Origin of the sequence: Clostridium sp. AM29-11AC (assembly GCF_003480545.1) — a bacterium.
GTDB classification, from domain to species: Bacteria; Bacillota; Clostridia; order Lachnospirales; family Lachnospiraceae; genus Otoolea; species Otoolea saccharolyticum_A.
This window is the reverse complement of sequence record NZ_QUJI01000016.1, coordinates 62,136-88,080: the sequence shown is the minus strand read 5'-3', so window position 1 is coordinate 88,080 and position 25,945 is coordinate 62,136. Positions and strand designations below refer to the sequence as shown.

Annotated in this window: 26 protein-coding genes and 2 pseudogenes; 26 read left to right on the top strand and 2 right to left on the bottom strand. The window is 50.3% G+C overall.

All coding sequences use genetic code 11. The features are described 5' to 3' along the window. The 3 genes and pseudogenes from DW757_RS18040 to DW757_RS12225 form a co-directional block, all read left to right on the top strand. Positions 1–207 (top strand): annotated as a pseudogene (locus tag DW757_RS18040) (group II intron reverse transcriptase/maturase); the annotation flags it as partial. Positions 208–219: 12 nt separating this feature from the next. Next, positions 220–1,227: pseudogene (gene ltrA, locus DW757_RS12230) on the top strand (group II intron reverse transcriptase/maturase); the annotation flags it as partial. Between the two features lie 274 nt (positions 1,228–1,501). Further along, on the top strand, positions 1,502–1,666 hold the full coding sequence (locus tag DW757_RS12225) for an aminotransferase (protein WP_243033651.1): 165 nt from the start codon (positions 1,502–1,504) through the stop codon (positions 1,664–1,666). Between the two features lie 2 nt (positions 1,667–1,668). On the opposite strand, the gene DW757_RS12220 is transcribed toward DW757_RS12225, so the two are convergent. Then, positions 1,669–2,505 carry a GNAT family N-acetyltransferase gene (locus DW757_RS12220; protein WP_243033649.1) on the bottom strand — a complete coding sequence of 279 codons (837 nt, stop codon included), beginning with the start codon at positions 2,503–2,505 and terminating at the stop codon, positions 1,669–1,671. 167 nt (positions 2,506–2,672) lie between these two features. On the opposite strand from DW757_RS12220, the gene DW757_RS12215 reads away from it, so the two are divergent. The 20 genes from DW757_RS12215 to ilvC all read left to right on the top strand — a co-directional run bounded on the left by DW757_RS12215 (position 2,673) and on the right by ilvC (position 20,976). Further along, positions 2,673–3,026, top strand: coding sequence for a CidA/LrgA family protein (locus DW757_RS12215; RefSeq protein WP_008395122.1), 354 nt, complete (start codon positions 2,673–2,675; stop codon positions 3,024–3,026). Positions 3,027–3,072: 46 nt separating this feature from the next. After that, positions 3,073–3,765 (top strand): LrgB family protein, encoded by a 693-nt coding sequence (locus DW757_RS12210; RefSeq protein ID WP_118751838.1) that lies wholly within the window; start codon positions 3,073–3,075, stop codon positions 3,763–3,765. A gap of 80 nt (positions 3,766–3,845) precedes the next feature. Then, complete coding sequence (locus DW757_RS12205) at positions 3,846–4,631, top strand: nitroreductase family protein (RefSeq protein WP_118751837.1); 786 nt, start codon at positions 3,846–3,848, stop codon at positions 4,629–4,631. 286 nt (positions 4,632–4,917) lie between these two features. After that, positions 4,918–5,835, top strand: coding sequence for an orotidine-5'-phosphate decarboxylase (gene pyrF / locus DW757_RS12195; protein ID WP_008395128.1), 918 nt, complete (start codon positions 4,918–4,920; stop codon positions 5,833–5,835). Positions 5,836–6,016: 181 nt separating this feature from the next. After that, the gene (locus DW757_RS12190) at positions 6,017–6,781 is read left to right on the top strand and encodes a dihydroorotate dehydrogenase electron transfer subunit (protein ID WP_118751836.1); all 765 of its coding nucleotides are present in this window, start codon (positions 6,017–6,019) and stop codon (positions 6,779–6,781) included. After that, complete coding sequence (locus tag DW757_RS12185; protein ID WP_118751835.1) at positions 6,781–7,683, top strand: dihydroorotate dehydrogenase; 903 nt, start codon at positions 6,781–6,783, stop codon at positions 7,681–7,683. Before DW757_RS12190 ends, DW757_RS12185 begins: the two co-directional genes overlap by 1 nt. A 49-nt stretch (positions 7,684–7,732) precedes the next feature. Continuing rightward, positions 7,733–8,407, top strand: coding sequence for an orotate phosphoribosyltransferase (gene pyrE, locus DW757_RS12180; protein ID WP_015545230.1), 675 nt, complete (start codon positions 7,733–7,735; stop codon positions 8,405–8,407). 37 nt (positions 8,408–8,444) lie between these two features. Further along, the gene (locus DW757_RS17420) at positions 8,445–8,594 is read left to right on the top strand and encodes a hypothetical protein (RefSeq protein WP_015545229.1); all 150 of its coding nucleotides are present in this window, start codon (positions 8,445–8,447) and stop codon (positions 8,592–8,594) included. A 194-nt stretch (positions 8,595–8,788) separates the two neighbouring features. Next, positions 8,789–9,253, top strand: a complete 465-nt coding sequence (locus tag DW757_RS12175) for a VanZ family protein (RefSeq protein ID WP_118751834.1) — start codon at positions 8,789–8,791, stop codon at positions 9,251–9,253. Next, positions 9,237–9,560: a hypothetical protein gene (locus DW757_RS12170; RefSeq protein ID WP_008395139.1), complete on the top strand. Its 324-nt coding sequence runs from the start codon at positions 9,237–9,239 to the stop codon at positions 9,558–9,560. Before DW757_RS12175 ends, DW757_RS12170 begins: the two co-directional genes overlap by 17 nt. Next, on the top strand, positions 9,557–11,674 hold the full coding sequence (locus DW757_RS12165) for an aminopeptidase (protein WP_182433298.1): 2,118 nt from the start codon (positions 9,557–9,559) through the stop codon (positions 11,672–11,674). The genes DW757_RS12170 and DW757_RS12165 overlap by 4 nt, the downstream gene beginning before the upstream one ends. 214 nt (positions 11,675–11,888) lie before the next feature. Then, positions 11,889–12,404 (top strand): 5-(carboxyamino)imidazole ribonucleotide mutase, encoded by a 516-nt coding sequence (gene purE, locus DW757_RS12160; protein WP_118751832.1) that lies wholly within the window; start codon positions 11,889–11,891, stop codon positions 12,402–12,404. Between the two features lie 100 nt (positions 12,405–12,504). Next, entirely contained in the window at positions 12,505–13,536 is a 1,032-nt protein-coding gene (purM, locus tag DW757_RS12155) for a phosphoribosylformylglycinamidine cyclo-ligase (RefSeq protein ID WP_118751831.1), read from the top strand. Then, positions 13,530–14,126, top strand: coding sequence for a phosphoribosylglycinamide formyltransferase (gene purN / locus DW757_RS12150; RefSeq protein ID WP_118751830.1), 597 nt, complete (start codon positions 13,530–13,532; stop codon positions 14,124–14,126). The genes purM and purN overlap by 7 nt, the downstream gene beginning before the upstream one ends. Positions 14,127–14,317: 191 nt before the next feature. Further along, entirely contained in the window at positions 14,318–15,592 is a 1,275-nt protein-coding gene (gene purD / locus DW757_RS12145; protein WP_118751829.1) for a phosphoribosylamine--glycine ligase, read from the top strand. Positions 15,593–15,924: 332 nt separating this feature from the next. Then, positions 15,925–16,713: a histidinol-phosphatase HisJ family protein gene (locus DW757_RS12140; RefSeq protein ID WP_118751828.1), complete on the top strand. Its 789-nt coding sequence runs from the start codon at positions 15,925–15,927 to the stop codon at positions 16,711–16,713. A 167-nt stretch (positions 16,714–16,880) separates the two neighbouring features. Further along, positions 16,881–18,038: a glycosyl hydrolase family 18 protein gene (locus DW757_RS12135; protein ID WP_118751827.1), complete on the top strand. Its 1,158-nt coding sequence runs from the start codon at positions 16,881–16,883 to the stop codon at positions 18,036–18,038. Positions 18,039–18,231: 193 nt separating this feature from the next. Continuing rightward, positions 18,232–19,197 (top strand): NAD(+) diphosphatase, encoded by a 966-nt coding sequence (gene nudC, locus DW757_RS12130; protein WP_118751826.1) that lies wholly within the window; start codon positions 18,232–18,234, stop codon positions 19,195–19,197. 161 nt (positions 19,198–19,358) lie between these two features. Next, positions 19,359–19,859: an acetolactate synthase small subunit gene (gene ilvN, locus DW757_RS12125; protein ID WP_015545224.1), complete on the top strand. Its 501-nt coding sequence runs from the start codon at positions 19,359–19,361 to the stop codon at positions 19,857–19,859. A 106-nt stretch (positions 19,860–19,965) separates the two neighbouring features. Next, positions 19,966–20,976, top strand: coding sequence for a ketol-acid reductoisomerase (gene ilvC / locus DW757_RS12120; RefSeq protein WP_118751845.1), 1,011 nt, complete (start codon positions 19,966–19,968; stop codon positions 20,974–20,976). Between the two features lie 143 nt (positions 20,977–21,119). Here ilvC and DW757_RS12115 read toward each other — a convergent pair whose 3' ends face one another. Continuing rightward, a complete protein-coding gene (locus DW757_RS12115; RefSeq protein WP_118751825.1) occupies positions 21,120–22,034 on the bottom strand; it encodes a LysR family transcriptional regulator in 915 nt (304 codons plus the stop codon). Positions 22,035–22,365: 331 nt separating this feature from the next. On the opposite strand from DW757_RS12115, the gene leuC reads away from it, so the two are divergent. The 3 genes from leuC to DW757_RS12100 all read left to right on the top strand — a co-directional run bounded on the left by leuC (position 22,366) and on the right by DW757_RS12100 (position 25,769). Then, positions 22,366–23,631 (top strand): 3-isopropylmalate dehydratase large subunit, encoded by a 1,266-nt coding sequence (leuC, locus tag DW757_RS12110; protein ID WP_118751824.1) that lies wholly within the window; start codon positions 22,366–22,368, stop codon positions 23,629–23,631. Between the two features lie 11 nt (positions 23,632–23,642). Next, the gene (gene leuD, locus DW757_RS12105) at positions 23,643–24,128 is read left to right on the top strand and encodes a 3-isopropylmalate dehydratase small subunit (protein WP_008395161.1); all 486 of its coding nucleotides are present in this window, start codon (positions 23,643–23,645) and stop codon (positions 24,126–24,128) included. A 300-nt stretch (positions 24,129–24,428) separates the two neighbouring features. Continuing rightward, positions 24,429–25,769 carry an MATE family efflux transporter gene (locus tag DW757_RS12100; protein WP_243033647.1) on the top strand — a complete coding sequence of 447 codons (1,341 nt, stop codon included), beginning with the start codon at positions 24,429–24,431 and terminating at the stop codon, positions 25,767–25,769. Positions 25,770–25,945: the final 176 nt, after the last annotated feature.

The window sequence follows — 25,945 nt, the reverse complement described above, 5'->3', positions numbered from 1 at the left end:
GATACGATACTCAGGAGCGACAACCTCAACGCCGCATACAAAAGAGTGAAAGCAAACAAAGGCAGTGCTGGTATAGATGGTATGGATTTTGAGAAATTTGAAAAAAGACTAAATAATAATCTTTATAAAATCTGGAACCGGATGAGTTCGGGAAGTTATTTTCCATCTCCAGTGATGGCGGTAGCAATACCAAAGAAATCAGGATGAACCAGACGACTCGGAATACCGACTATAGCAGACCGGATTGCACAGATGGTCGCAAGAGCATATGTAGAACGGGCAGTGGAGCCTATGTTTTGCGAAGATTCATATGGATACAGACCACACAAATCAGCATTAGATGCGGTTGAGAAGACAAGGAAAAGATGTTGGAAATATGACTATGTTATAGAATTAGATGTAAAAGGATTGTTTGACAATATCGACCATGAATTGTTAATGAGAGTGGTACGCAGACACGTAAAGGAGCCTTGGATATGTTTGTATATTGAAAGATGGCTCAAAAGTCCTTTCGTTCTGCCGGATGGAAGCAGGATTGAAAGAGAATCTGGAACACCACAAGGTGGTGTAATTAGTCCAGTACTGGCAAATATGTTTCTGCACTATGTCTTTGATATGTGGATGAAAAGAAATTTCCCACAGGCGCCGTTTGAAAGATATGCAGATGATGGAGTTGTGCATTGTAGAACCAAAGAAGAAGCACTCTACATAAAGAAGAAGCTTGTTAAAAGGTTTGAAGAGTGTAAACTGGAGCTGCATCCTGTTAAAACAAGAATTGTATACTGTAAAGATAAGGACAGGACTAAGGAGGAAGAACTGGCGGAGTTTGACTTTCTTGGGTACACTTTTAAGGCAGTCTACATTAAATGTAAGGATGGTGTGATGCGAAATAACTTTATCGCATCGGTCAGTAAAACAGCAGCGAAAGGTTTCAGGGATAAGATCAAAGCACTGGAGATACACAAGAGAACCGGGTGCAAGATAGACATGATTGCAGAACTGCTGAATCCGATGATTAGAGGGTGGATGAATTACTTTGGGAAATTTAATCCGTCAGCAATGAAAAACACGTTACAGTGTATTGAATGCAGGCTGATAAAATGGGCAATGTGCAAGTATAAAAGTTTTCGTGGACGCAGGCAGAGGGCTGAGAAATGGCTCTCGTCTATCAGGAAACGAGAGCCGAAGCTGTTTGCTCATTGGAGCAGGATGTACTCGTATTGTTAAATGATAAGAGCCGTATGAAGGGAGACCTTCACGTACGGTTCCGTGAGAAGTTTGAGGTGAAAGTCCTCTTACTTACTCGACTGGAAGGGAAGGGTCAAATCTCCCCTATCCGATTCTCTCCCAGAATATTTAAGATTTTGACAGAAGCGCTGCAGAAGGAGGAACCTGCGGGACAGAACTCCTGTTCCTGTAATGAAGTCCTCCTGGGATTTTCAGTTTCCGCAGCGGTTTGCAGAAAAATTTCAAAAAACTTTACGCCATGTGGGCGGCTGATATGGACATGGAGGTTTCGGAGTGTGTCAGAAAGGCTCTTCACGAATATGTGGATCCGGGCGTGTCCGGCTATGTGAGAGTAATTTTGGATGAAATTTTGGATGAAATTCATCAGGATCTGGTATGCGGGGAAGACAGACGTCTCCCCCTGTTTCTTTCTGTCTAATTTTAATAGAGATAATAGGACAGAATTTCACTGATTTGAAAGCCTGCTTTCCGGTACAGGGAGACGGCGGCTGTGTTGAGCCCCGATACATGGAGAAAGATCCGCTTACAGCCCGGTACAGGCAGACCGCCTTCAAGGAGGGAGAGGGTGAGAAGAAGGGCCTCTTTTCCAAGACCCTGGCCCCGCAGGGATTCTTTGATTTCAAAGCCATAGAAGCAGGCGCTGTCTGAAGAAAAGAACAGGCAGCAGCTCCCCGCACGGAGGGAGGACGGGCAGGGGCGTTCTTTTCCCTTTTTCAGATAAAAAGAGAGAAGAAAAGAGCCGTCTCCCATATCCTCCCACCGGACGCCGAGACGGCCGGATGCTGCCGGTTTGGCTGTTCTGTCTCCTGTTTCCTCGGCTCCCGCTTTCGCGCCTTCTTTTTTATCCGTTTTATCCAGCTCAAGCTCCATCTTATACTCATCCCTGTCGTGAACCGCCTCCAGAGAGGCCAGGGCAGCCAGAGTCCCCTCGCAAGGCGCGCTTACAGGAAAGTAGAGATCCATATCCTCAATATCCTGGGACAGCCGCTCAAAGAGAGCAGAGAAATACCCGTTTCTTCGAAGGTCGGGGCGGGTAAAGGCAGTACACTCTGCGTAGGAGACGGCTGGATCGGCGAAAAAGCTTAAGGCTGCTGCGCAGGCCAGCTCTTTTGTGTCCATAAAAAGAAGATAGAAAAGATCTCCGTCCTCAAGGGGAAAAAACGGCGCGGCATTCTCCCCGTTTCTGCACTTTTCTAAAAGTCTGCAGACTTTTTCTCTCTGAATGAGAGAAGGCCGGTCTGTTCTTATTATATTCATCGCAATATCTCCTGAAAAATAAAAAACGCATGCTTCATGTGCGTTCATTATAAGTATAGTCCATATATCGTTTTAATTTCAACAGAAAAATGAGAACTTTTTCTATTGTGCGATGAAAATCTCAGTGATAAAATATAAGCGTTTATAAAAATGAGGAGGGACTGAAGATGAAATTCATGAAGGGCATCACTATCATTTTCGGCATCACCGTAATAGGGGAATTTCTCAATGTCCTGCTTCCGTTTCCTATACCCTCAGGGGTATACGGGCTTTTTCTGCTTTTAGCTTTGCTGTGCCTTAAGGCTGTGAAGCTGGAAGCTGTGGAGGGGCCTGGAAACTTTTTTCTGGATACCATGCCTCTGATGTTTATTCCGGCAGGCGTGGGCCTTATAAACAGCTGGGATTTGATGAAAAGTATTTTGATTCCCCTCACGGTGATTACAGCGGTATCAACAGTTTTTGTCATGGCTGTGACTGGAAAAACGGCTCAGTATCTGATCAGAAAGAGGCAGCAGAAGTGACCTGTACGTCAAAGACAGAAGAGATGGCAGCAAAGGAAAACGAGAGATGGAAGAATTAGCAGGAACATCCCTTTATTTTGGGATGCTTTTAAGCGTGGGAGCATATCTTTTAGGAGTGTGGCTGAAAAATAAGACAGGGCTTTTGATTTTAAATCCCCTTTTGGTGGCTATACTGGCAGTGATTGTGGTTTTAAAGATCTGCGGGATCAGCTATGAAACTTACAACAGAGGAGGAGAATACCTGAGCTATTTTCTGACACCGGCGACGGTCTGTCTGGCCATTCCGCTCTATAAGCAGCTGGAAATGCTCCTGAACAACAAGCTGGCAGTGGGCGCTTCCATTCTGACAGGAGTAGCCGGCAGCGCAGGAAGCATTTATGTCATGGCGAAGGGCTTTGGCCTGAACCATGAGATTTATGTGAGCCTCCTTCCGAAATCGATTACCACGGCTATCGGAATGGGAGTCAGCGAGGAGATGGGAGGAATCGTAACCCTGACAGTGGTAAGCATTATAATTACAGGAATTCTTGGAAACATTATAGCTGATGTGATATTTAAGATCTTAAAGATTGAGGAGCCTATGGCGAGAGGACTGGCTCTCGGAACATCAGCCCATGCTATCGGGACAGCCAAGGCCCTGGAGCTGGGTGAGGTGGAGGGCGCCATGTCGAGTCTTGCCATAGCAGTGGCAGGTATTCTGACAGTAGTTGTGGTTCCTCTGATTTCAGGCATGCTTTAGAACAGACACCGTCTGGATACGCCAGGCAGAGGTAAATAAACAGGCACCTAAGGCCGGGGACATAAAAAGGAAGTGGGAGAATGAATCTGTATGAAGCAATAGGCGTCCGCCACTCAGTGCGGAAGTATTCTAATAAAGAAGTTTCAGAAAAGCTGAGGGAACAGCTTCTGGCATTTGCCGGAAAGGCCTCACCGCTCAATGACAGGATTGCCGTTGCCTTTGAGATGATTGACAACAGAGAAAAAAAGGCAGATGTAAAGGGGCTGTGGAAGGTGGACGCGCCCTGGTATCTGGCCCTCTACTCAGAACCGGCAGAAGGATTTGAGAGGAACGGAGGCTACCTGATGGAGCAGATAGTTCTCTATATGACCACAAAGGGGCTGGGGACCTGCTATCTCGGCGGCAGCACTGTCAAAAAAAAGAGAACGGACGGAAAGCGCCTGGTTATGATTATAGCCTTTGGCTATCCGGAGGGAAAGCTGTGCAGAGAAAGCTCTCTGGCAAAGAGACTTCCTCTGAGCGAGCTGTGTGTCTTTAAGGAAGAAGTGGGAGAAACTATGAAAACTGTCCTGAAAGCGGCGAGACTGGCACCTTCCGCATTTAATTCCCAGCCGTGGCGTTTCATTGTGTATTCAGACAGAATATATGTATTTTCCAAAAAAGAAACAGGGCTTTTCAGAGGCCTGAAGGGACTGGCCCCCCAGGCCGGCACAGGCAGAGATTTCTCCATAGGCGTCATGCTCTCTCACATCATGCTCGCCGCAGAGGAGCTCTGGCTGGAGCTTGAGACAGCCACCGAGGAGCAGTTTGCCTCAAAAGTGTATAAAAACGGGACCTACGTCGCCACACTGACGATCCGGCCCTAGAGAAAGACACAGAGAGAAGAGCAGAAAACCACAGAAACATTTGTGCCATGCAGATACAAATTTTCTGTGGTTTTTCTGCGCATACAGGAAAAAAGGGGTTCCCTCCATCTCCCTGGAAGCCACTGAGGCCGGCAGACCGCTGTATGAGGCCTTCGGGTTTGTGCCCATGGAACATGAGATGGAACTTCCTGTATAACGCTATTGATCCCCCCTCTCTCTTATGATAAAATGAGTTAGAATTAAGCTAGAATTAAACTAGGTAAAGTCTGGAAAACAGGAGGATAAGATGGTAAGTAAATTAATTGAAAAAATTCAGAAAACAAAGGCTCCGATCTGTGTTGGCCTGGATCCGATGTTAAGCTATATCCCGGAGCATGTGACAAAAAAGGCATATGAGGAGTTCGGTGAAACGCTTGAAGGAGCAGCAGAGGCAATCTGGCAGTTCAACAAGGAGATTGTGGACGCGACTTGCGATCTGATTCCATCCGTAAAGCCGCAGATTGCCATGTATGAGCAGTTCGGCCTTCCAGGGCTTGCAGCGTACGACAAGACCGTAAAGTACTGCCAGGAAAAGGGACTGATTGTCATTGGAGATGTGAAGAGAGGAGATATTGGTTCTACCTCTGCAGCCTATGCAGCGGGCCATATCGGAAAAGTCCAGGTGGGAAGCAAAACTTACAGCGGCTTTGACACAGAGTACATCACAGTAAACCCGTACCTGGGAACAGACGGCGTGAAACCCTTTGTGGATGTGTGCAATGAGTGTGACAGGGGAATTTTCGTGCTGGTGAAAACATCCAACCCGTCCAGCGGCGAGTTCCAGGACAGGCTGATTGACGGCCGTCCTCTGTACGAGCTGGTAGCTGAAAAGGTTGTAGAGTGGGGCAGCGCCTCCATGGACGGAGAGTACAGCAATGTGGGCGCTGTAGTGGGCGCTACGTATCCGGAGATGAGCAAAATTTTGAGAAAGCTCATGCCGAAGACATACTTCCTGGTACCTGGCTATGGAGCCCAGGGCGGAACTGCCGAGGATTTGAAATACTGCTTTAACCAGGACGGACTCGGAGCAATCGTAAACTCTTCCAGAGGAATTATTGCTGCCTATAAGAAGGATACCTACGCAAAGTTCGGTCCGGAGCATTTCGGCGAGGCTTCCAGGCAGGCAGTTATCGATATGATTGCCGATATTGGCCGCGTACTGTAAAACGGAAAAACTGTATGAACTGTGTGCAGGTTCCCGGCGGTCAGGCCTGCAGGCCTGCGCTGCAGCCGGAAAGAATCGGGGCAGGGAATACAGGAAAGATTTTCAGAAATGGAAATAAAATACCGCGTGAATCAAAGAGATAAAAAGAAAAAAGCACGCGGAGTACAACAGGGAGAGAAAAATGGCACAGATAAAGGAAACGGCTGTTGTGTACAGCCAGGAAATGCTGGCCCCTGGGATCTACAGCATGTGGATTTCCACGAAGGCGTCAGAACAGGCAAAGCCGGGACAGTTTATTTCTGTCTATACAAAGGATGGCTCCAGGCTTCTTCCGCGGCCAATCAGCATCTGCGAGATTGATAGGGAAGAGGGGCGCCTGCGCATCGTGTACAGGATTGCAGGAGCGGGAACCGAGGAGTTTTCCCACTATGAGCCGGGAGATTCTATTGAAATCATGGGACCGCTGGGAAACGGATTCCCCACAGAGGGGAAGAAGGTATTCCTGATCGGAGGAGGAATCGGAATCCCTCCCATGCTGGAGCTTGCCAAAACGCTTGACTGCGAAAAGCAGACGATTCTGGGCTATCGTGATGAAAATCTGTTTTTAAAGGAAGAGTTCGAGGCCTGGGGCCAGGTGTATGTGGCCACAGAGGACGGAAGCGCAGGGACGAAGGGAAATGTTCTTGACGCCATCCGTGAACATGGGCTGACTGCCGACGTGATGTACGCCTGCGGCCCGACTCCCATGCTCCGCGCACTGAAGGAGTACGCCAGAGAACATCAGATCCGCTGCTACATCTCATTAGAGGAAAAGATGGCCTGCGGAATCGGAGCCTGCCTGGCCTGCGTCTGCAAGTCAAAGGATGTGGATCACCACACCAATGTAAACAACAAGCGGATCTGCAAGGACGGGCCTGTATTCTTAGCCGAGGAGGTGGAGCTGTAATGAACATGAAGGTGAATCTGGCCGGAGTGGAGCTCAAAAATCCGGTTATGACAGCCTCCGGAACCTTCGGCTCCGGAGCTGAGTACGGCGAAATGGTAGACTTAAACAGACTGGGAGCTGTAGTGACCAAGGGAGTTGCCAGCATTCCGTGGCCGGGAAACCCTACTCCCAGAATTGCGGAAACCTACGGCGGCATGATCAATGCAGTGGGCCTGCAGAATCCGGGATTTCAGGTGTTTGCAGAGCGTGATATCCCCTACCTGAAGCAGTTTGACACGAAGATCATCGTCAATGTCTGCGGCAAGACCACGGAGGACTATATCGACGTGGTGGAGAAGCTCTCCGACCAGCCGGTAGACATGCTGGAAATCAATATTTCCTGCCCCAATGTTAAGGAGGGAGGAATCGCTTTCGGTCAGGATCCGAAGGCCGTGGAAGCCATTACCAGAGAGGTGAAGAGGCATGCCAGGCAGCCGGTGATTATGAAATTAAGCCCCAATGTGACGGATATCACAGTTATGGCAAAGGCTGCCGAGGCAGGAGGAGCAGATGTGCTCTCTCTGATCAACACTATCACCGGAATGAAAATTGACATCCACCGGAGAACCTTCGCCGTGGCCAACAAGACAGGGGGACTCTCCGGTCCTGCCATCAAGCCTGTGGCTGTCCGCATGGTGTACCAGGTGGCCAACGCAGTCAGCCTTCCGATTATCGGAATGGGAGGAATTATGTGTGCGGACGACGCCATTGAATTTATGATGGCCGGAGCCACGGCCGTTGCAGTGGGAACTGCAAACTTCCACAACCCCTATGCGACAGAGGAGATTGTAAAGGGGATAGAAGCGTATATGAGACAGTATCAGGTGGAGGATATTAACAGCCTGATCGGAATTGTAAAATAGAGCCCAGCGCAGGATGTGCTGGAAAAATCAGGCATAAAAGGAGCAGAAAATGGAAAGTTATAAGCAGGAATTTATCGAATTTATGGTGGAGAGCCAGGTGCTCAAGTTTGGAGAATTTACATTAAAGAGCGGAAGAAAATCTCCGTTTTTCATGAACGCAGGCGCATACGTGACAGGAGCGCAGCTTCGCAAGCTGGGCGAGTACTATGCGAGAGCCATCCATGACAACTACGGCCTTGATTTCGATGTGCTGTTCGGGCCGGCCTACAAGGGAATCCCTCTGTCAGTGGCTACAACCATGGCGATCAGTGAGCTTTACGGAAAGGAGATCCGCTACTGTTCCAACCGAAAAGAGGTGAAGGATCACGGCGATACGGGAATCCTTCTGGGAAGCAAGTTAAAGGACAAAGACAGGGTAGTGATTATCGAGGATGTGACAACCTCCGGAAAGTCCATTGAGGAAACCTTCCCGATTATCAAGGCTCAGGCCGATGTGGAGGTGAAAGGTCTGATCGTTTCCCTGAACCGTATGGAGAGAGGAAAGGGAGAGAAGAGCGCCCTCGAGGAGGTAAAGGATCTCTACGGCTTCCCGACAGCGGCCATCGTTTCCATGAAGGATGTGGTTGAGCACTTATACAACAGAGAGTGCCAGGGAAAAATTGTGATCGACGATCAGATCAAGGCTGCCATTGATGCATACTATGAGCAGTATGGGGCAAGGTAATCTGAGAAACAACAGAAAAGCTAAGGAGATGAGTCCGATGGAGAAGGTTTACAGGACAATGCGCAATGCAGGCGCATGCAGTATCGTGATCGGAAGCGTTATGATTGTTACGGGGCTTGCGGCCGGGATTATGGCCATTGTAAGCGGGGCGGCTCTTTTGAGACGTAAATCAGAAATTACATTTTGATAAAAGGCTTTGACAGAAACGGCTGCAGCGAACTAAGCTGCAGCCGGGAAAAAGCAGAGGAAAGAGTGTTGCATTTTTACGTGATTTCAGTTGCAACACTCTTTTTGGGATGGAGGCAAAGAGTGAAAGAAGAAAATATTCGCGGCATTCACGGGAAGCCGCGTTTCAGATAGAGGGGAACTGTTAAAATATTTATGTGGAAAAGAACGAAGACGCATCAGAAGGTGTGCTGGGTGCTGTTTATCTGTTACCTGCTTATGCTCACTCATTTTATGTTTTTTTCCGACGGATTCAGCCGGTCGGAATATACGGAATACCATTACAATATCACTCTGTTCAAGGAGATTAAGCGGTTTTACACCTACCGGGAGCTGCTGGGAATGAAAGCCTTCCTCATCAACACGGTGGGAAATGTGGTGTGCTTCATGCCCTTTGGCTTTATTCTCCCGATTATCACAGAGCTTGGGAAGCGCTGGTACAACACCTTTCTGCTGAGCTTTCTGATGACACTTACGATAGAGACTATTCAGCTTGTCCTCAAGGTGGGGAGCTTCGATGTGGACGACATGTTTTTAAATACAGTGGGAGGAATTGCCGGATACATACTGGTGATAATCTGCAAAGCGATGAGGAGGGTTTTCTATGACTCAGAAACCTAAAAAAATTTCATATATCAGGAAGCCGCTGGCAAAAAACAGCTTCATCTGTCTGGGACTTGCCGCTGTGGCCCTGTTTCTTGGAGGCGCAGGCATCGGCCTGGGAGTGAAAAGCCAGGGAAATCTTCCCGTAGGAGGGGCGGCGGTGTGCTTTTCCAGCTTTCTGTTTGCCGTGTTTGGAATCATATACGGCGCAGCCTCTTTTCAGGAGGATGAAAAAAATTATATTCTGGCTAAAATCGGGGCGCCTGTAAGCGGGCTTCTCGTTATTTTATGGATAGTTCTTATTTTAATTGGATTGAAAGGATGATGGGGATGAGATACGAAACAGGGATCCGTTATGCAGATAAATGGAAAGAGGAAAACGAGGCAGTAGGGGAACGTCATGAGCTGGCCCTCGGGCGAATCCGCGCCATACTCTCTGAGACAACCGTGGGGGAGCGCTTTCTGCCGTATTTCAGAAAAACGGCGGAGTTTATCCTGCTGTGCGAGGAAGTCTTCCGGATGCAGGCCTGCGGGGAGCTGGCAGAAAAGTCTCTGTCTGAGCTAAAAGATCTGAATAAGGCACTCTATGAGGATATTCTGCCCGCCCATTATGGGGAGAGCTTTGCCAACCCGGCCTTTGCCTGCAGGGAGCTGACGGAACGCTACGGAAGATACCTCTCCTTCCTCTGCACGGAAATCAGGGGAATGATCGTCTATGCCTATGAGAGCCGGCTCTCTGATATGACGATTCTGGAAGAGGTGTTCATTGAGGTCTACAATCTGTTCGAGGGGGAGGAACCGGAGGAAAAGGAGCTGAAGTCTGTGCTCTACTGGTTTGTCAGCGACTACTGCGACGTCACCCTGACCTACCGGATTCGGGAGTCCTTAGATCCGTCCCTGGACTTTGCGGCAGACATTATCCGAAATGCGGACCTGTCGGATGAGAGGTATCTCTACCAGTTCGGAGAGTACATTTCCGATACAGAGCGTTCGCTTTCTGCCTTCTTAAACAGCCTTCCGGAAGAAACCGTAAAAAAGATGGCAGACACATTCACAGAGGGATACCGGAAAGGCTTCGAGGTGATGGGGCGTGATCTCACAAAGAAGGAGACCGTCCAGATCCGCTGCCCTCTGGGATTTGAGCGGATGATGCGGTACGCAGTGGAAAACTTTGAAAAGATGGGGCTTTCGCCGATTTTCTGCAGGGCAGCAGTGGGAACCATGAACAGGACTCCCTCCAGAACCAATGGGTACTATGGATTTTCTCCGAACCGCCAGTATGAGTATGATCACCGCTATGACAATGCCCTCTATATGGACAAGGCCTTTAAGGAGAGAAAACTCTCTGTGCTCAGGGTAGCCTATGAGGAGTACAAGGCTCTGGCAGCTGCCTATGGAGGCCCTGCCGTTCTGGAGACCTTCGGAGAGGAGGCCTTCCTGCCGGAAAACAAGAGGGAGGCATTTTCCCTGACTGAAAAGCAGGAGAAGCTGACACACGCCTATGTCAACGAGTCCATGCAGATCGCGGACGGATATATTCCGGGAGATGAAACCAGCTTTACGATCATCGCCTTTCCTGTACCGGAAATCGGGGAGAGATTTGCAGAAATCTTTGATGAAACCATCCGCATCAATACGCTGGATTACGAGCTCTATAAGAGAGTCCAGCAGTCGATCATCGACGCCCTCGATACAGCGGAGTATGTGAGGGTGACGGGTAGAGGGGAGAACCGGACGGATCTCAGAATCAGCCTTGTGGCCCTCGAGCATCCGGAGAGGGAGACAAGGTTTGAAAACTGCGTGGCAGATGTGAATATCCCGGTTGGAGAGGTGTTTACCTCACCGGTGCTTCAGGGCACGGAGGGAACGCTTTTCGTGGGAAATGTCTATATCGGCGACTTTCAGTTCAGAAACCTCTGCATTCATTTTGAGAACGGCAGGACAACGGACTACACCTGTGAGAACTTTGCCGATGAGGAGGAGTGCAGAAAGCTGGTCAAGCAGGTCATCTTAAAGAATCACGACAGCCTGCCTATGGGAGAGTTTGCAGTGGGAACGAATACAACTGCCTATGCGGTGGGAATCAAATACGGAATTCTCGATAAGTTCCCCATTCTGATTGCAGAAAAAACAGGCCCCCACTTTGCAGTAGGAGATACCTGCTACAGCTGGTCAGAGGACAGCCCGGTCTACAACCCGGACAAGAAAGAAGTTGTGGCCCGGGATAACGAGGTTTCTATCCTGAGAAAGGAGGATCTGTCCAAGGCCTATTTCGGGTGCCACACAGATATCACGATTCCCTACTCAGAGCTTGACACGGTGGAGGCGGTGCAGAAGGACGGAAGCAGCGTCTATATTATTAAGGGAGGGCAGTTTGTGCTTCCGGGAACAGAGGAGCTGAATCTGGCGCTTCGGGAGCTGGAGGAGCAGGAAATCTAGGAGCATGGAGTCTGCCGGAATGTCAAACCTGCCGGCAGGGGACAGGCTTCTGGTTAAACAGCAGGGATCATATCTGCTTATAAGTATAATTCATAAGCGCTGATCTTGACGGCAGAAGATAAAACAGGTATTATTAATTAGCAAAGCTAAGATAAAGAATGATAATTATTAGCAAAACTAATGTAAAAATATAAAAGACAAAGGAGAATTCACTATGGCAAAAGTAGGAATTGTAATGGGAAGCGACTCAGATATGCCGATTATGGCACAGGCAGCTGATTTCCTGGAGAAAATGGGAATTGACTTTGAGATGACCGTTATTTCTGCTCACAGGGAACCGGACGTATTCTTTGAGTATGCCAAATCAGCAGAGTCCAGAGGATTCAAGGTGATTATTGCAGGGGCCGGAAAGGCGGCTCATCTGCCGGGTATGTGTGCCGCCCTGTTCCCCCTCCCGGTGATCGGAGTTCCGATGAAGACCTCCGATTTAGGCGGTGTGGATTCTCTGTACTCCATCGTTCAGATGCCGTCCGGAATCCCGGTGGCGACGGTTGCCATCAACGGCGGAAAGAATGCCGGTATTCTGGCAGCGAAGATCCTGGCAGCTTCTGATCCGGAGCTTCTCGAAAAATTAAAAAAATACTCTGAGGAAATGAAGAACGAGGTCGTTTCCAAGGCAGAAAAGTTAGACAAAATCGGCTACAAGGAGTACGTGGCTCAGATGAAATAGTCCCGCGGGGCTTTGCAGTTTAAAGCCTGTTATGATACGAAAGAGCGGCAGATGTGAATACAATAGGACGTGCGCACAGGGCGCAGATAGGAGATAAATCATGGATTACAAGAACGCCGGAGTGGATATTGAAGCTGGATATAAGTCTGTGGAGCTTATGAAAAAATTTGTTCAGGGGACAATGAGACCTGAGGTTATGGGAGGAATCGGAGGATTTTCCGGGGCCTTCAGCGCAGCGGCTTTTAAGGGAATGGAGGAGCCGGTTCTCTTATCCGGTACAGACGGAGTGGGAACGAAGCTTAAGCTGGCTTTCCTTCTGGATAAGCATGACACCGTGGGCATTGACTGTGTGGCCATGTGCGTGAACGATGTGGCCTGCGCAGGCGGCGAGCCTCTGTTTTTCCTGGACTATGTTGCCTGCGGGAAAAACATTCCCGAGAGAATTGCCACAATCGTGAGCGGCGTGGCAGAGGGCTGCATCCAGTCAGGCGCTGCCCTCATCGGCGGAGAGACAGCGGAAATGCCGGGCTTCTATCCGGAGGACGAGTATGATCTGGCAGGCTTTGCCGTGGGCGTGGCTGACAGAAAGGATATGATCACCGGAGAGCATTTAAAGGCAGGGGATGTGCTGATCGGTATGGCATCCTCCGGCGTTCACAGCAACGGATTTTCCCTGGTGAGAAAAATTTTCGAGAATGAGCTCACAAAAGAGGGCTTAAATACATATTATGATGAGCTTGGAAAGACCCTGGGAGAGGCGCTGATTGCCCCCACCAAGATCTATGTGAAGGCTCTGCGGGCAGTGAAGGAGGCAGGAGTTGCCGTTAAGGCCTGCAGCCACATTACCGGAGGCGGCTTCTACGAGAACGTGCCGAGAATGTTAAAAGAGGGAACCAGAGCTGTGATTAAGAAGGACAGCTATGAGGTTCCGCCGATCTTTGGCTTAATGGCGAAGAAAGGACAGGTAGAGGAGCACATCATGTACAATACCTTTAATATGGGAATCGGCATGATCGTGGCTGTGGATCCGGCAGATGCAGAGAAGACCATGGAGGCCATGAGGGCAGCAGGCGAGACTCCTTATGTCATCGGCTCTGTGGAGGCAGGAGAAAAGGGAGTAGACTTATGTTAAGAGTCGGAGTCATGGTGTCGGGAGGAGGCACGAATCTTCAGGCCATCCTGGATGCCATTGACAGCAAGAAGATCAGAAACGCCGCTGTGGCGGCAGTGATCAGCAACAACCGGAATGCCTATGCCCTGGAGAGGGCGAGGAACCATGGGATTGAGGCTGTCTGCGTTTCACCGAAGGACTATGAAACCAGAGCTCAGTTCAATGAGGCTCTTTTGGCTAAGGTGGATGAATACAGGCTGGATCTGATTGTGCTGGCCGGATTTCTGGTGGCTATCCCGGCAGCTGTGATTCAGAAATATCCAAACCGTATTATCAACATCCATCCGTCCCTGATCCCATCCTTCTGCGGAGTGGGCTATTACGGACTTAAGGTGCATGAGGCAGCTCTTAAAAGAGGCGTAAAAATTACCGGGGCTACCGTTCACTTTGTGGACGAGGGGACTGACACGGGACCCATCCTTCTGCAGAAAGCTGTGGAGGTAAAGCCGGGCGATACGCCGGAAATCCTTCAGCGCCGGGTGATGGAGGAGGCCGAGTGGGTTCTTCTTCCAAAAGCCATCGACATGATTGCAAATGGGGAGATCTCATAAATAGAAGGGCCGGAAACGGCCCGGCTGGTTTCGAGGCTGGCTTCCGTCCGGGAGGCCGGCCTTAGGCCGTTTTGGCAGAGGATGAATTTTGACAGAACTGAGAGTTTGGGAGAGACTCTGAGAGAGGGGCCGACGCCCGGGTAGGGACGGATTCCGCTCAGATAACTCAGAGATAAATGGAGGACAACGAGATGAAGGTTTTAATTGTGGGAAGCGGCGGAAGAGAGCATGCGATTGCCTGGAAAGTGGCTCAGAGCCCAAAGGTGGAGAAAATTTACTGCGCGCCGGGAAATGCAGGGATTGCAGAGGTGGCAGAGTGCGTTCCCATCGGAGCCATGGAGTTTGAGAAGCTGGCAGACTTTGCAAAGGAGCATCAGGTAGATCTGACTGTCATCGGCATGGACGATCCGCTGGTAGGGGGGATTGTAGACGTATTTGAGAAAGAGGGGCTGAGAGTATTCGGGCCGAGAAAGAATGCGGCTATTCTGGAAGGTTCCAAGGCTTTCTCCAAGGATCTGATGAAGAAATACGGGATTCCCACTGCAGCCTATGAAAATTTTGACAATGCGGACGAGGCCCTCGCATATCTGGAAACGGCTTCCATGCCTATCGTCCTGAAGGCGGACGGCCTGGCCCTGGGAAAGGGCGTGCTCATCTGCAATACGCTGGAGGAGGCAAAAGAGGGTGTAAAGAGCATTATGCTGGACAAGAAATTCGGCTCTGCCGGAAATCAGATGGTGGTTGAGGAGTTTATGACAGGGCGGGAGGTGTCTGTGCTCTCCTTTGTAGACGGCAATACCATCAAAATCATGACCTCCGCGCAGGATCACAAGCGGGCCAAGGACGGCGACGAGGGACTCAACACAGGCGGAATGGGAACCTTTTCCCCAAGTCCCTTCTATACAGAAGAGGTGGATCAGTTCTGCAGAGAGCACATTTACCAGGCCACAGTGGATGCCATGAAGAAGGAGGGCAGGGAGTTCAAGGGAATTATTTTCTTTGGACTGATGCTGACAGACAAGGGGCCGAGAGTCCTTGAGTACAACGCCAGGTTCGGAGATCCGGAGACCCAGGTGGTGCTTCCACGCATGAAGAATGATATTGTGGAGGTATTTGAGGCGTGCATCGACGGCACCCTGGATCAGATCGATCTGGAATTTGAGGACAATGCAGCGGTCTGCGTCGTTCTGGCCTCTGACGGCTACCCGGTGAAGTATGAGAAAGGGCTCCCCATCCGGGGCCTTGAAAATTTCCGGCAGAAGGATGGATACTATGTATTCCATGCCGGAACAGCCTTCGACAGGGAAGGAAGGATTGTCACAAACGGAGGACGCGTTCTGGGCGTGACAGCCACCGGAGAAAACCTGAAGGCCGCCAGGGCAAACGCCTACAGGGCTGCAGAGTGGGTGGATTTTGACAATAAATATATGCGCCATGATATTGGAAAGGCTATTGACGAGGCTTAGAACAGGCGGCAGGGAGTGATAACGGAACCCTGACTAATCTGCAGGAAGCCTATTCTGAAATGTAAATGCCGCGGGCTGTCAGTGAAATGCTGATTGTCTGCGGCATTTATTGGGATAACAGGATTCCTGCGGGAGGGTGGGAAAGCTTCCGGCAAGGCAGAGCCGTCAGGAGACTTGTATATAAAATCTGTAAAAAAAGTAAAAGAAAAGAGGGAAGCTTGCAGGACGCGGTAATTGGTGGTAGGATAGCAGTGGTCTGAAAGCAGACCCTGCGATGCATAAGCAGATGAGAGACGACAACAGATACGGAATATACACTGGGAGGAAATGAAATGTTTGCAGACTACCATGTCCATTCTGACTTCAGCTGGGATTCCAGAACGCCCATGGAGACTCAGATCCAGGCGGCGCTCCGGGCGGGAGTGGAGGAGCTTTGCTTCACAGAACATGTGGACTACGGGGCCAGGAGCGGGGAGGACAACTGTGATTACAGCGCCTACAGAAGGGAGCTGGAGCGCTGCCGGGCGATTTACGGAAATCAGATCCGGCTGAAATATGGAATTGAATTTGGGGTGCAGACGCATACAGTCGGAGAATATGAGAGGGATTTCCGGGAGCAGCCCTTTGACTTTGTGATTTTGTCCTGCCATCAGGTTGACAATCTGGAATTTGACAATCAGGCTTACCAGAAGGGGAAGACACAGCGGGAATATAATGAGGGATATTACAGAGAGATCCTGAAGGTGATCCAGAGATTTGACGGCTACAGCGTGCTGGGACACCTGGATATGATGCGCCGCTATGACAGAAACGGGCCCTGGCCGTTTGAAAACAGCCGTCCCATTCTGGAGCAGATTCTTTCCCATGTGATTGAGAGAGGAAAGGGGATAGAGGTCAATACTTCCTGCTTTCGCTACAGGATTGGAGATTTAACTCCCTCAGAGGATATTTTGAGGCTGTACCGGGATATGGGAGGAAAAATCCTGACACTTGGCTCTGACGCCCACCGCCCGGAACAGATTGCCGAACAGTTTCCTTTTGTCAGGAGAAGGTTAAGGGAGCTGGGGTTTCGGGAGCTCTGCGCTTTTCACCAGATGGAACCGGAATTTTATCCCCTGTAGGAGCGAGGCAGACGGCTCAAATGAGGAGGAATTTGTGCGGCTTACCGGAGACTCAGGTTTTGGATGCCCGGCAGAGAAATTTCCGGAATAGAGATCTCAGGAGGGCATGGAAGAGGGCTGCGCTGCATAAAATGGCAGATAAGAAGTGAAGTACAGGAATGATATAAATGAAAATTGCTGTAGTCAGGGAAGGGGACAGTGTGGATACAATTGCCGCTTCCTTTCAGATACCGGTGGAGCGTCTTGCCGCCGACAATCAGATAGAGTACCCATACCGCCTGGCCGTAGGCCAGGCTCTTTTGATCCGGGAGGATGAGGATACAGAGCCGGTGCAGCCGGTAAAACAGCTGATTGAGGCAGGGGGATACGCCTATCCTTTTATCAGGGAAGAGGTGATTCGGGAGGCGCTGCCATTTCTGTCGGAGGTTCTCGTGTTTTCTTATGGTTTTACCAGGGAGGGGGAGCTGATTGCCCCTTTAGCGCCGCCTGACGGGCTGATCAGAGAAATCCAGGCAGCAGGGAAACGGGCTGTACTTGTGCTGACTTCCATGGAGGCAGACGGCCGCTTCAACAGTGAGCTGGCGTCTTTGATGATCCGGGATGTGGAGCTGCAGCAGCGCCTTTTGAGAGCTGTGTGGGAGGAAGTTCAGGAGAAGGGGTATAAAGGGGTGGATCTCGATTTCGAGTACATCCGGGCTGAAGATGGGGAAGGGTATGCGGCCTTCGTGGCCAGGACGAGAGCGCTTTTCTCCGTTTACGGAATCCGTGTTTCAGTGGCTCTGGCGCCCAAGACATCCGCTGATCAGAGAGGACTTCTGTATGAGGGAATTCTCTACCGGGATCTGGGAGCGGCTGCCGACCAGGTTACGCTTATGACTTATGAGTGGGGCTATACCTACAGTGAACCTATGGCTGTTGCGCCTATTCATATGGTAAGGCGCGTGGCCGAGTATGCCCTGACTGAAATACCGCGGGAAAAGATTCTGCTGGGCATTCCCAACTACGGCTATGACTGGCCGCTTCCCTACGAGAGAGGGGTTACAAAGGCAGAGAGCCTCGGGACAATGGAAGCGGTTCAGCTTGCCATTGATCACGGGGTTCCCATCAGCTTTGATGAGCGCTCTCAGACGCCCTGGTTTCGCTACTGGCAGTACGGTGTTCTCCATGAGGTGTGGTTTGAGGATGTGAGAAGCCTTCTGGCCAAGTTTAACCTGGTGGGAGAGCTGGGGTTAAGGGGTATCATGTACTGGCAGCTGATGCGCCTTTACCGGGCCGGGTATCTTCTGCTTGACGGAATGTTCCGTACAGAGCCTGGAGGCCTTTAGACAGCGCCGGATAGGGGAGCGCAGAAAGAGTGTGAAAAGAAGACAGGGAAAATATTCCTTGTGGGAAACAGGACCCGGGTCTATAATAGAAGAACCGCACATACAGTGCGCCAGGATAAAGAGATGGAAAAATAAGGAACAGAGAGGCCGGAGTTTTTCCATCTGACAGGAAATATAAAAGGAGAGATTACATATGATACAGGACATTTTGCCTCACAGATACGATAATTCCTTTAAGAGGCCCAGGCTGACGGAGCAGTCATTTCTGATGTATATCTTAAAGGGAAATATTCTTCTTATCAGGAGAAAGGACAGAGAGGGGAAGGACTGCAGGGAGGAGATTTACGAATCAGAGCGGGCGCTTCCTGCGCCGCAGGAGTTCGGCCCTGCGACAGCCAGGGAACTGGAGGATTCCGGGCTGGTGCCGGATCTGTCAGAGCGGGCGGAATACCTGTTTTCCATTGATGATATCCCGTATTTTATGGTGAGGGGAAGAGACAGCGATCCGGCTGCGGCACTTCTGACTCAGGAGAAAACGGGCAGAGAGGGGCAGGAAAAAGGGAGAGAAGCGGTCGGCTATTCTTTTCAGGGCGCTGCGTATTTTCGTATCATGCAGCCAGAGCACCAGGCCTTTGCAGCCATTACGGCCATACAGCTTTGGCGGTGGAAGGAGAGCAGGAAGTTCTGCGGCCGCTGCGGCCACGAGACCGTAGACAGCCAGTCCGAGCGCGCGCTGGTCTGTCCGGTCTGCGGGCAGACAGAGTATCCGAAGATCTGTCCGGCTGTGATCGTGGCTGTGACGGACAAGGACAGGATCCTGATGTCGCGCTACCGGGGACGCGCCTACCGCGGATATGCCCTAATTGCCGGATTTGTGGAGATCGGGGAAACCTTTGAGGAAACAGTCCGGCGGGAGGTGATGGAGGAGGTTGGACTCAAGGTAAAAAATATCCGCTATTACAAGAGCCAGCCCTGGGCCTTTACCGACACGGAGATGATCGGATTTTTCGCAGAGCTGGACGGAGACGACAGGATAAGGCTGCAGGAGGATGAGCTGTCGGAGGCCGGCTGGTATCACCGGGATGAGATACCGGAAGATACGTCGCTGATCAGCGTGGGAAGCGAGATGAAGATGGCTTTCAAGTATGGAATGATTTAGGAGGAACCTGTGAAAACTGATACGCAAGGCCAAGTGTATGTCCCCTCTTATATATCTTCAGGTAATAGTTCCTATTCCTTTTAATTAATTGACAAAAGTCCGTTTGGTTGTTATGATTGTTGATAACCAAACGGACTTTCCCAATAAAGGCAGGTAATGGCATGAGCAGAATCGTATTATCCCTGCTGGTGGACAATACAGCAGGTGTACTGAGCCGTGTGGCCGGGCTGTTCAGCCGCCGCGGTTACAACATTGAGAGTCTGACCGTTGGAGAGACGGCAGATCCCAAATATTCCAGGATGACAGTGGTTTCCCAGGGAGATCAGGAAATTCTGGAGCAGATTGAAAAGCAGCTCAGAAAGCTGGAGGATGTTTACGACATCAAGGAGCTTCGGGCGGGCCACTCCGTATACAGGGAGCTGATCCTTGTGAAGGTGAGGGCCAATGCCAGCGAGCGTATGGCTATCAATGCCATCGCAGAGATTTTCCGTGCGTCCATTGTGGATGTGGGGAAGGAGTCAGTAACCGTAATGCTGACAGGTGATCAGTCAAAGCTGGACGCTATGATTAATCTTCTGGAGGATTACGAGATTCTGGAGCTTGCAAGGACCGGCGTGACCGGACTTTCAAGAGGAACGGAGGACGTCAGATACCTCCCTTAAAAACTGACGTGTCATGCTGAGTAAAGCCATTGCCAGAGGCGGACAGAGAGTCGTCGGCGATCCGCTTTTTATCACATATCTATTGCATCCTAAGGAGGAAAAGAAAATGGCAAAGATTTATTATCAGGAGGACTGCAACTTATCATTATTAGAGGGAAAGACCATCGCGGTCATCGGCTACGGAAGCCAGGGACATGCCCACGCGTTAAATGCAAAGGAATCCGGATGCCACGTAATTATCGGCCTCTATGAGGGAAGTAAATCCTGGGCCAAGGCAGAGGCTGCGGGATTTGAAGTATATACGGCAGCAGAAGCGGCAAAGCGCGCCGACATTATCATGGTTTTAATCAACGATGAGAAGCAGGCGAAGATGTACAAGGAGTCTATCGAGCCAAACCTTAAAGAAGGTAATATGCTGATGTTCGCGCATGGATTTGCCATCCACTTCGGACAGATTGTTCCTCCGAAGAATGTTGATGTAACCATGATCGCTCCAAAGGGACCCGGCCATACAGTGAGAAGCGAGTATCAGATCGGAAGAGGCGTTCCCTGCTTAATCGCAGTTGCCCAGGACTACACAGGCAAGGCTCATGACCTGGCTTTAGCCTACTCTCTGGCAATCGGCGGAGCAAGGGCAGGCGTTCTTCAGACTACCTTCCGCGAGGAGACAGAGACAGACCTGTTTGGTGAGCAGGCAGTGCTCTGCGGCGGTGTGACAGCCCTGATGAAGGCTGGATTTGAAACTCTCGTCGAGGCTGGCTATGAGCCTGAGAGCGCATACTTTGAATGTATCCATGAGATGAAGCTGATTGTAGACTTAATCTACGAGAGCGGATTCGCAGGAATGAGATATTCTATTTCCAATACCGCAGAATTCGGTGATTATATCACAGGGCCGAAGATTGTGACTGACGAGACAAAGAAGGCCATGAAGCAGATTCTGTCCGACATTCAGGACGGAACCTTCGCAAAGAACTGGCTCCTTGAGAACCAGGTTGGCTGCCCGCATTTCAACGCCATGAGAAAGAGAGAGGCAGCTCATCAGCTGGAGAAGACCGGCGAGGAGTTAAGAAAGCTCTACAGCTGGAACGACAGCAGCAAGCTGCTGGACAACTAAGGCTTTAAACGCCCGGCGTGGCTATCCTGAATGGTCATCGTTGCTTTCTTATTTTATTGCTTGCAAGAACATTTACTATACCTCAAGATTATGAAACGGAGGATGCGTCATTGCCCCAAAGGGTGATGGCGCATCCTCTGTTTTTAGAGAAGAGAAGACTGGCCGTTTTCTTTTTCCGGCAGACAGAACCTGATAAACTGGCTGGTGGTTTTTGTGGCGTAGGACGGATTGTAGGCAAAGCCGATGGTCCTCCTGCGTATGGGGGCTGTAAGGGGAATCTCTATAAGGCTTCCCTCTTCCAGCTCTTTTTTCACGAAATCCTTGATCACGCAGCCGATGCCAAGGCCGATCTTTGAAAATTCGATCAGCAGATCCATAGTAGTGGTCTCCAGCACCTGTTTCGGCTCGATGTCATTTTCCGCAAACCAGGCGTCGATGTGGGTTCGTGTCATGTTGCTGCGGTCTAACAGCATGATGGTGCCTGTCGAAAAGAGATCCGCCTCGCGTCCCTCTCTGAGATACAGATTTTCCAGATAACTCTTCGTACAGACAAACCCGTCTTCAATCTGCATAAGAGGAATAAATTTCAGATTCCGCTTCGTCTTGGGCTCCGCCACCAGACCAATATCCAGCTGCTGCTGTTCCAGCTTGGAAACGGTTTTGGCAGTGGACTGTCCGTCAATCGTCACTTTAATGTGGGGATTTTTCTCCACAAAGCCCTTGAGATAGGGGAGAAGCACATATTTGCAGAGCGTATTGCTGACTCCGATTTTGATCTGTCCGATATTGAAATCCTTGATCCTGCGAAGCTCATTCTCACCGCGGTTCAGGGTATCGAACGCATTGCTCACATGGCTGAAGAGCACCTGCCCCTCCACCGTGAGCTGAACCCCCCTGGAATTTCTCGTAAAAAGCGGAACGCCAAGGCTCTCCTCCAGCTTGCTGACCGCCTTGCTGATAGCAGGCTGGCTGATAAAAAGCTCCTTAGCGGCCTTCGAAATATTTCCTGCCTTAGCGACGGCATAAAAAATTTTGTACTGCGATAAATGCTGTTCCATATACTCACCTCTGAAAGATTACGAAAAGAAAACAGGAAAAATAAAATCTATAACCGAACTTTATATTTCCTATTCATAATATATATTGGTATTATACCAGCCCCTATGGTAAGATGTAAATAGACTTTTCGCGACAGCAGAGAGCAGTGCGAAAACAGGCAGGCACAATTCCACGTCGTGCTTGCACATAAGAGGAATTGTGCCTGCCTGTTTTCATAGGGCGCGAGCCCGCGAGCGAGATGAAGCGAAGCGGAATCGAGCTTGTGCACTGCGGAATCGAGCCTGGCACTGCTGCCGCAGACCATCAACCATTCCAAGGAGGATTATAACCATGGGTATGACTATGACTCAGAAAATCCTGGCCGCCCATGCCGGCCTTGAGTCGGTGAAAGCCGGCCAGTTAATAGAAGCGGATCTCGACTTAGTTCTCGGAAATGACATCACCTCCCCGGTAGCTATCGCAGAGATGGAAAAAATGAAAACCCAGACCGTATTCGATAAGGACAAGATTGCCCTTGTCATGGATCACTTTATCCCCAACAAGGACATAAAGTCAGCTGAAAACTGCAAGTGCTGCCGTGATTTCGCCTGCCGCCATGAGATCTCCAACTACTTTGACGTGGGAGAGATGGGGATTGAGCATGCCCTCCTGCCGGAAAAGGGCCTGGTGGTAGCCGGGGATGCGGTGATCGGGGCAGACTCCCATACCTGTACCTATGGAGCCCTCGGCGCTTTTTCTACAGGGGTGGGGAGCACCGACATGGCTGCCGGAATGGTGACCGGAAAGGCCTGGTTCAAGGTTCCGTCTGCCATCAAATTTGTGCTGACAGGAAAGCCGGGAAAATGGGTGAGCGGAAAAGATGTGATCCTCCACATTATCGGAATGATCGGAGTGGACGGAGCCCTCTATAAATCCATGGAATTTACAGGCGACGGAATCCGGAATCTGTCCATGGATGACCGGTTTACCATCTGCAATATGGCCATTGAGGCAGGCGGGAAAAACGGAATTTTCCCTGTGGATGAGAAGGCTGTCCAGTATATGAAGGAGCACTCGAAACGGGAGTTTCAGATCTACGAGGCAGACGAGGATGCAGAGTATGAGGCAGTCTATACCATCGATCTGTCTGCCCTCAAGCCGACTGTAGCCTTCCCTCACCTTCCAGAGAACACAAAAACCATTGACGAAGCAGGCGATGTAGCCATCGATCAGGTGGTGATCGGCTCCTGCACCAACGGAAGGCTGGAAGATATGCGGATTGCCGCGGAGATCTTAAAGGGAAGAAAGGTGAAGAAAGGAGTCCGCTGCATCGTGATCCCCGCTACACAGGCCATCTACCTTCAGTGCATTAAGGAAGGACTCATGGAAACCTTTATCGAAGCGGGAGCAGTTGTGAGCACCCCCACCTGCGGTCCGTGCCTGGGCGGCTATATGGGAATCCTGGCGGCCGGGGAGCGCTGCGTTTCCACTACAAACAGGAACTTTGTAGGCCGCATGGGCCATGTGGACTCGGAAGTTTATCTGGCAAGCCCTGCAGTGGCGGCTGCCAGCGCGGTGACGGGAAAGATCAGCAGCCCCTGTGAGATTATGGACTAGGAGGAGAAGAGATGAAGGCGTGCGGACATGTATTCAAATATGGAGATAACGTAGACACAGACGTAATTATCCCTGCAAGGTACTTAAATGCCACAAAAGGGGAGGAGCTTGCGAAGCACTGCATGGAAGATATAGACAAAGACTTTGTGAACCGGGTGCAGAAGGGGGATATTATTGTAGCAGAGAAGAACTTTGGCTGCGGATCCTCCAGGGAGCATGCGCCTCTGGCCATCAAATGCGCAGGCATCAGCTGCGTCATTGCAGAGACCTTCGCCAGGATATTCTACCGGAATGCCATCAACATCGGCCTTCCCATCATCGAATGTCCGGAGGCTGCTGCCTCCATACAGGCAGGACATGAGGTGGAGATTGACTTTGACAGCGGAGTGATTACAGATAAGACCACAGGGGAGAGCTTTGAGGGGCAGGCCTTCCCGCCGTTTATGCAGAAGATCATTGAAGCCGGAGGGCTGGTCAACTATATTAATCAGAAGTAGAGAGACATGGCAGCGGAGAGCCAGAGCTTTGCCGGTTCTGCGGGAAAATGGACTTTAAATTTTAGTTGACAGACCTGAAGTTTTCTGCTATTCTTACACACAGCTTTATAGAGATTGATTGCCGCCGGGTAAGAGCGTTAAATTTTGTATCGTTAGGCCGAAGTAGATACAAAACTTAGCGCTCTTTTTCTTTGACAGGGGTTTTTGACAGAGGAAAGCGCCCTGCGCCTTTCCAGCCCTCTGCAGGAAACCGGCAGCCGGTTTTTATCAGGCAAAAACAACATGGAGGAGACAGTATATATGGGAAAGATCTACAGAGAGTTTGCAGAGTATATATCGCTCAGCGTAGCAGGAATGCTGGCAATTTCCTGCTATATTCTGGCAGATACATTTTTTGTATCCCAGAGACTTGGAACAGATGGCCTCGCCGCCCTTAATCTGGCGATACCGATCTATGATGTGATCCATGGAACAGGGCTGATGCTCGGCATGGGAGGAGCGACCAGGTTCTCCATATGCAAAAGCAGAGGCGAGGACAGAGAGGCGAACCTCATGTTCACGAATACGCTTTTTCTGGCAGGGGCCTGTTCAGTCTTTTTTGTCCTTTCGGGACTCCTGTTTTCAGAAAGGCTCGCCGTCCTGCTGGGGGCGGACGAGGCTGTGCTTGAGATGACAAATACGTATTTAAAAGTCCTCATGCTCTTTTCACCGGCCTTTTTGATGAATGACATATTTCTCTGCTTTGTGAGAAATGATAAAAATCCGGGAATGTCCATGGCAGCCACTATCGGGGGCAGTTTTTCCAATATCATTCTCGATTATGTTTTCATGTTCCCTCTGGGCATGGGAATTTTCGGGGCAGCTTTGGCCACAGGCCTCGCCCCTGTTATAGGAATTGCCATTATGTCACCGCACTGGCTGAAGCGGTCAAAGGGCTTCCATGCAGTGAAAACAGGCCTCCTGCCAAAACAGGTAAAGATGAATGTTTCCCTGGGATTCCCTTCGCTTTTGGCTCAGCTCTCATCAGGAGTTGTCATGATTGTATTTAATAAAATCATTCTGGAGCTGGAGGGAAACACCGGGGTAGCTGCCTACGGCGTGATTGCGAATATCGCTCTTGTAGTTGTGGCTGTATACTCAGGAGTCGGACAGGGAATCCAGCCTCTGGTGAGCAGGGAGTACGGGTACGGAAGAAAAGAGAGGGAAGTGCAGCTTCTGCGCTGGGCAGCCGCAGTTGTATTAGCTCTGTCCGTTCTGATCTATGGAGGGCTTTTTGGCCTTGCAGAGCCCATCGTCGGCATTTTTAACAGTGAAAATAGTGTAAGGATGGGTCAGATAGCGGTTATCGGACTGAAACTGTATTTTATATCTGTGCCTTTCGTGGGACTCAACATTGTGCTCACCACCTATTTTTCCGCAGTGGAACAGGCGGTGCCGGCCCAGGTGATTTCTCTTCTGAGAGGCCTTGTGCTGCTCATCCCCATGGCGTTTTTTATGGCGGAGGCCGGAGGACTGACCGGTGTGTGGCTGGCAGTGCCGGTTACCGAATTTCTGTCTGTGGTTCTGGGCGGCTGGCTGTATTTCAGGATGGAGAAGGGAGGAGCTAAAAGAGCTAAAAACCGGCTTCCGGAAGATATATAAAGCCTGCCGTATTCTGTTAAGACAGGAAAGAAGACCCGCCGCGGCCAAAGGCGGAAAGTGGTGTGCTTTTCCATCACTCCGCCTGGCCGGAGGGCCGTAAGGCCGGCAGACTGCCAACGGCATCAAAGCATAAGGACATTTTGAACTGTCTGAATCATACGTTCATATCAAAAATA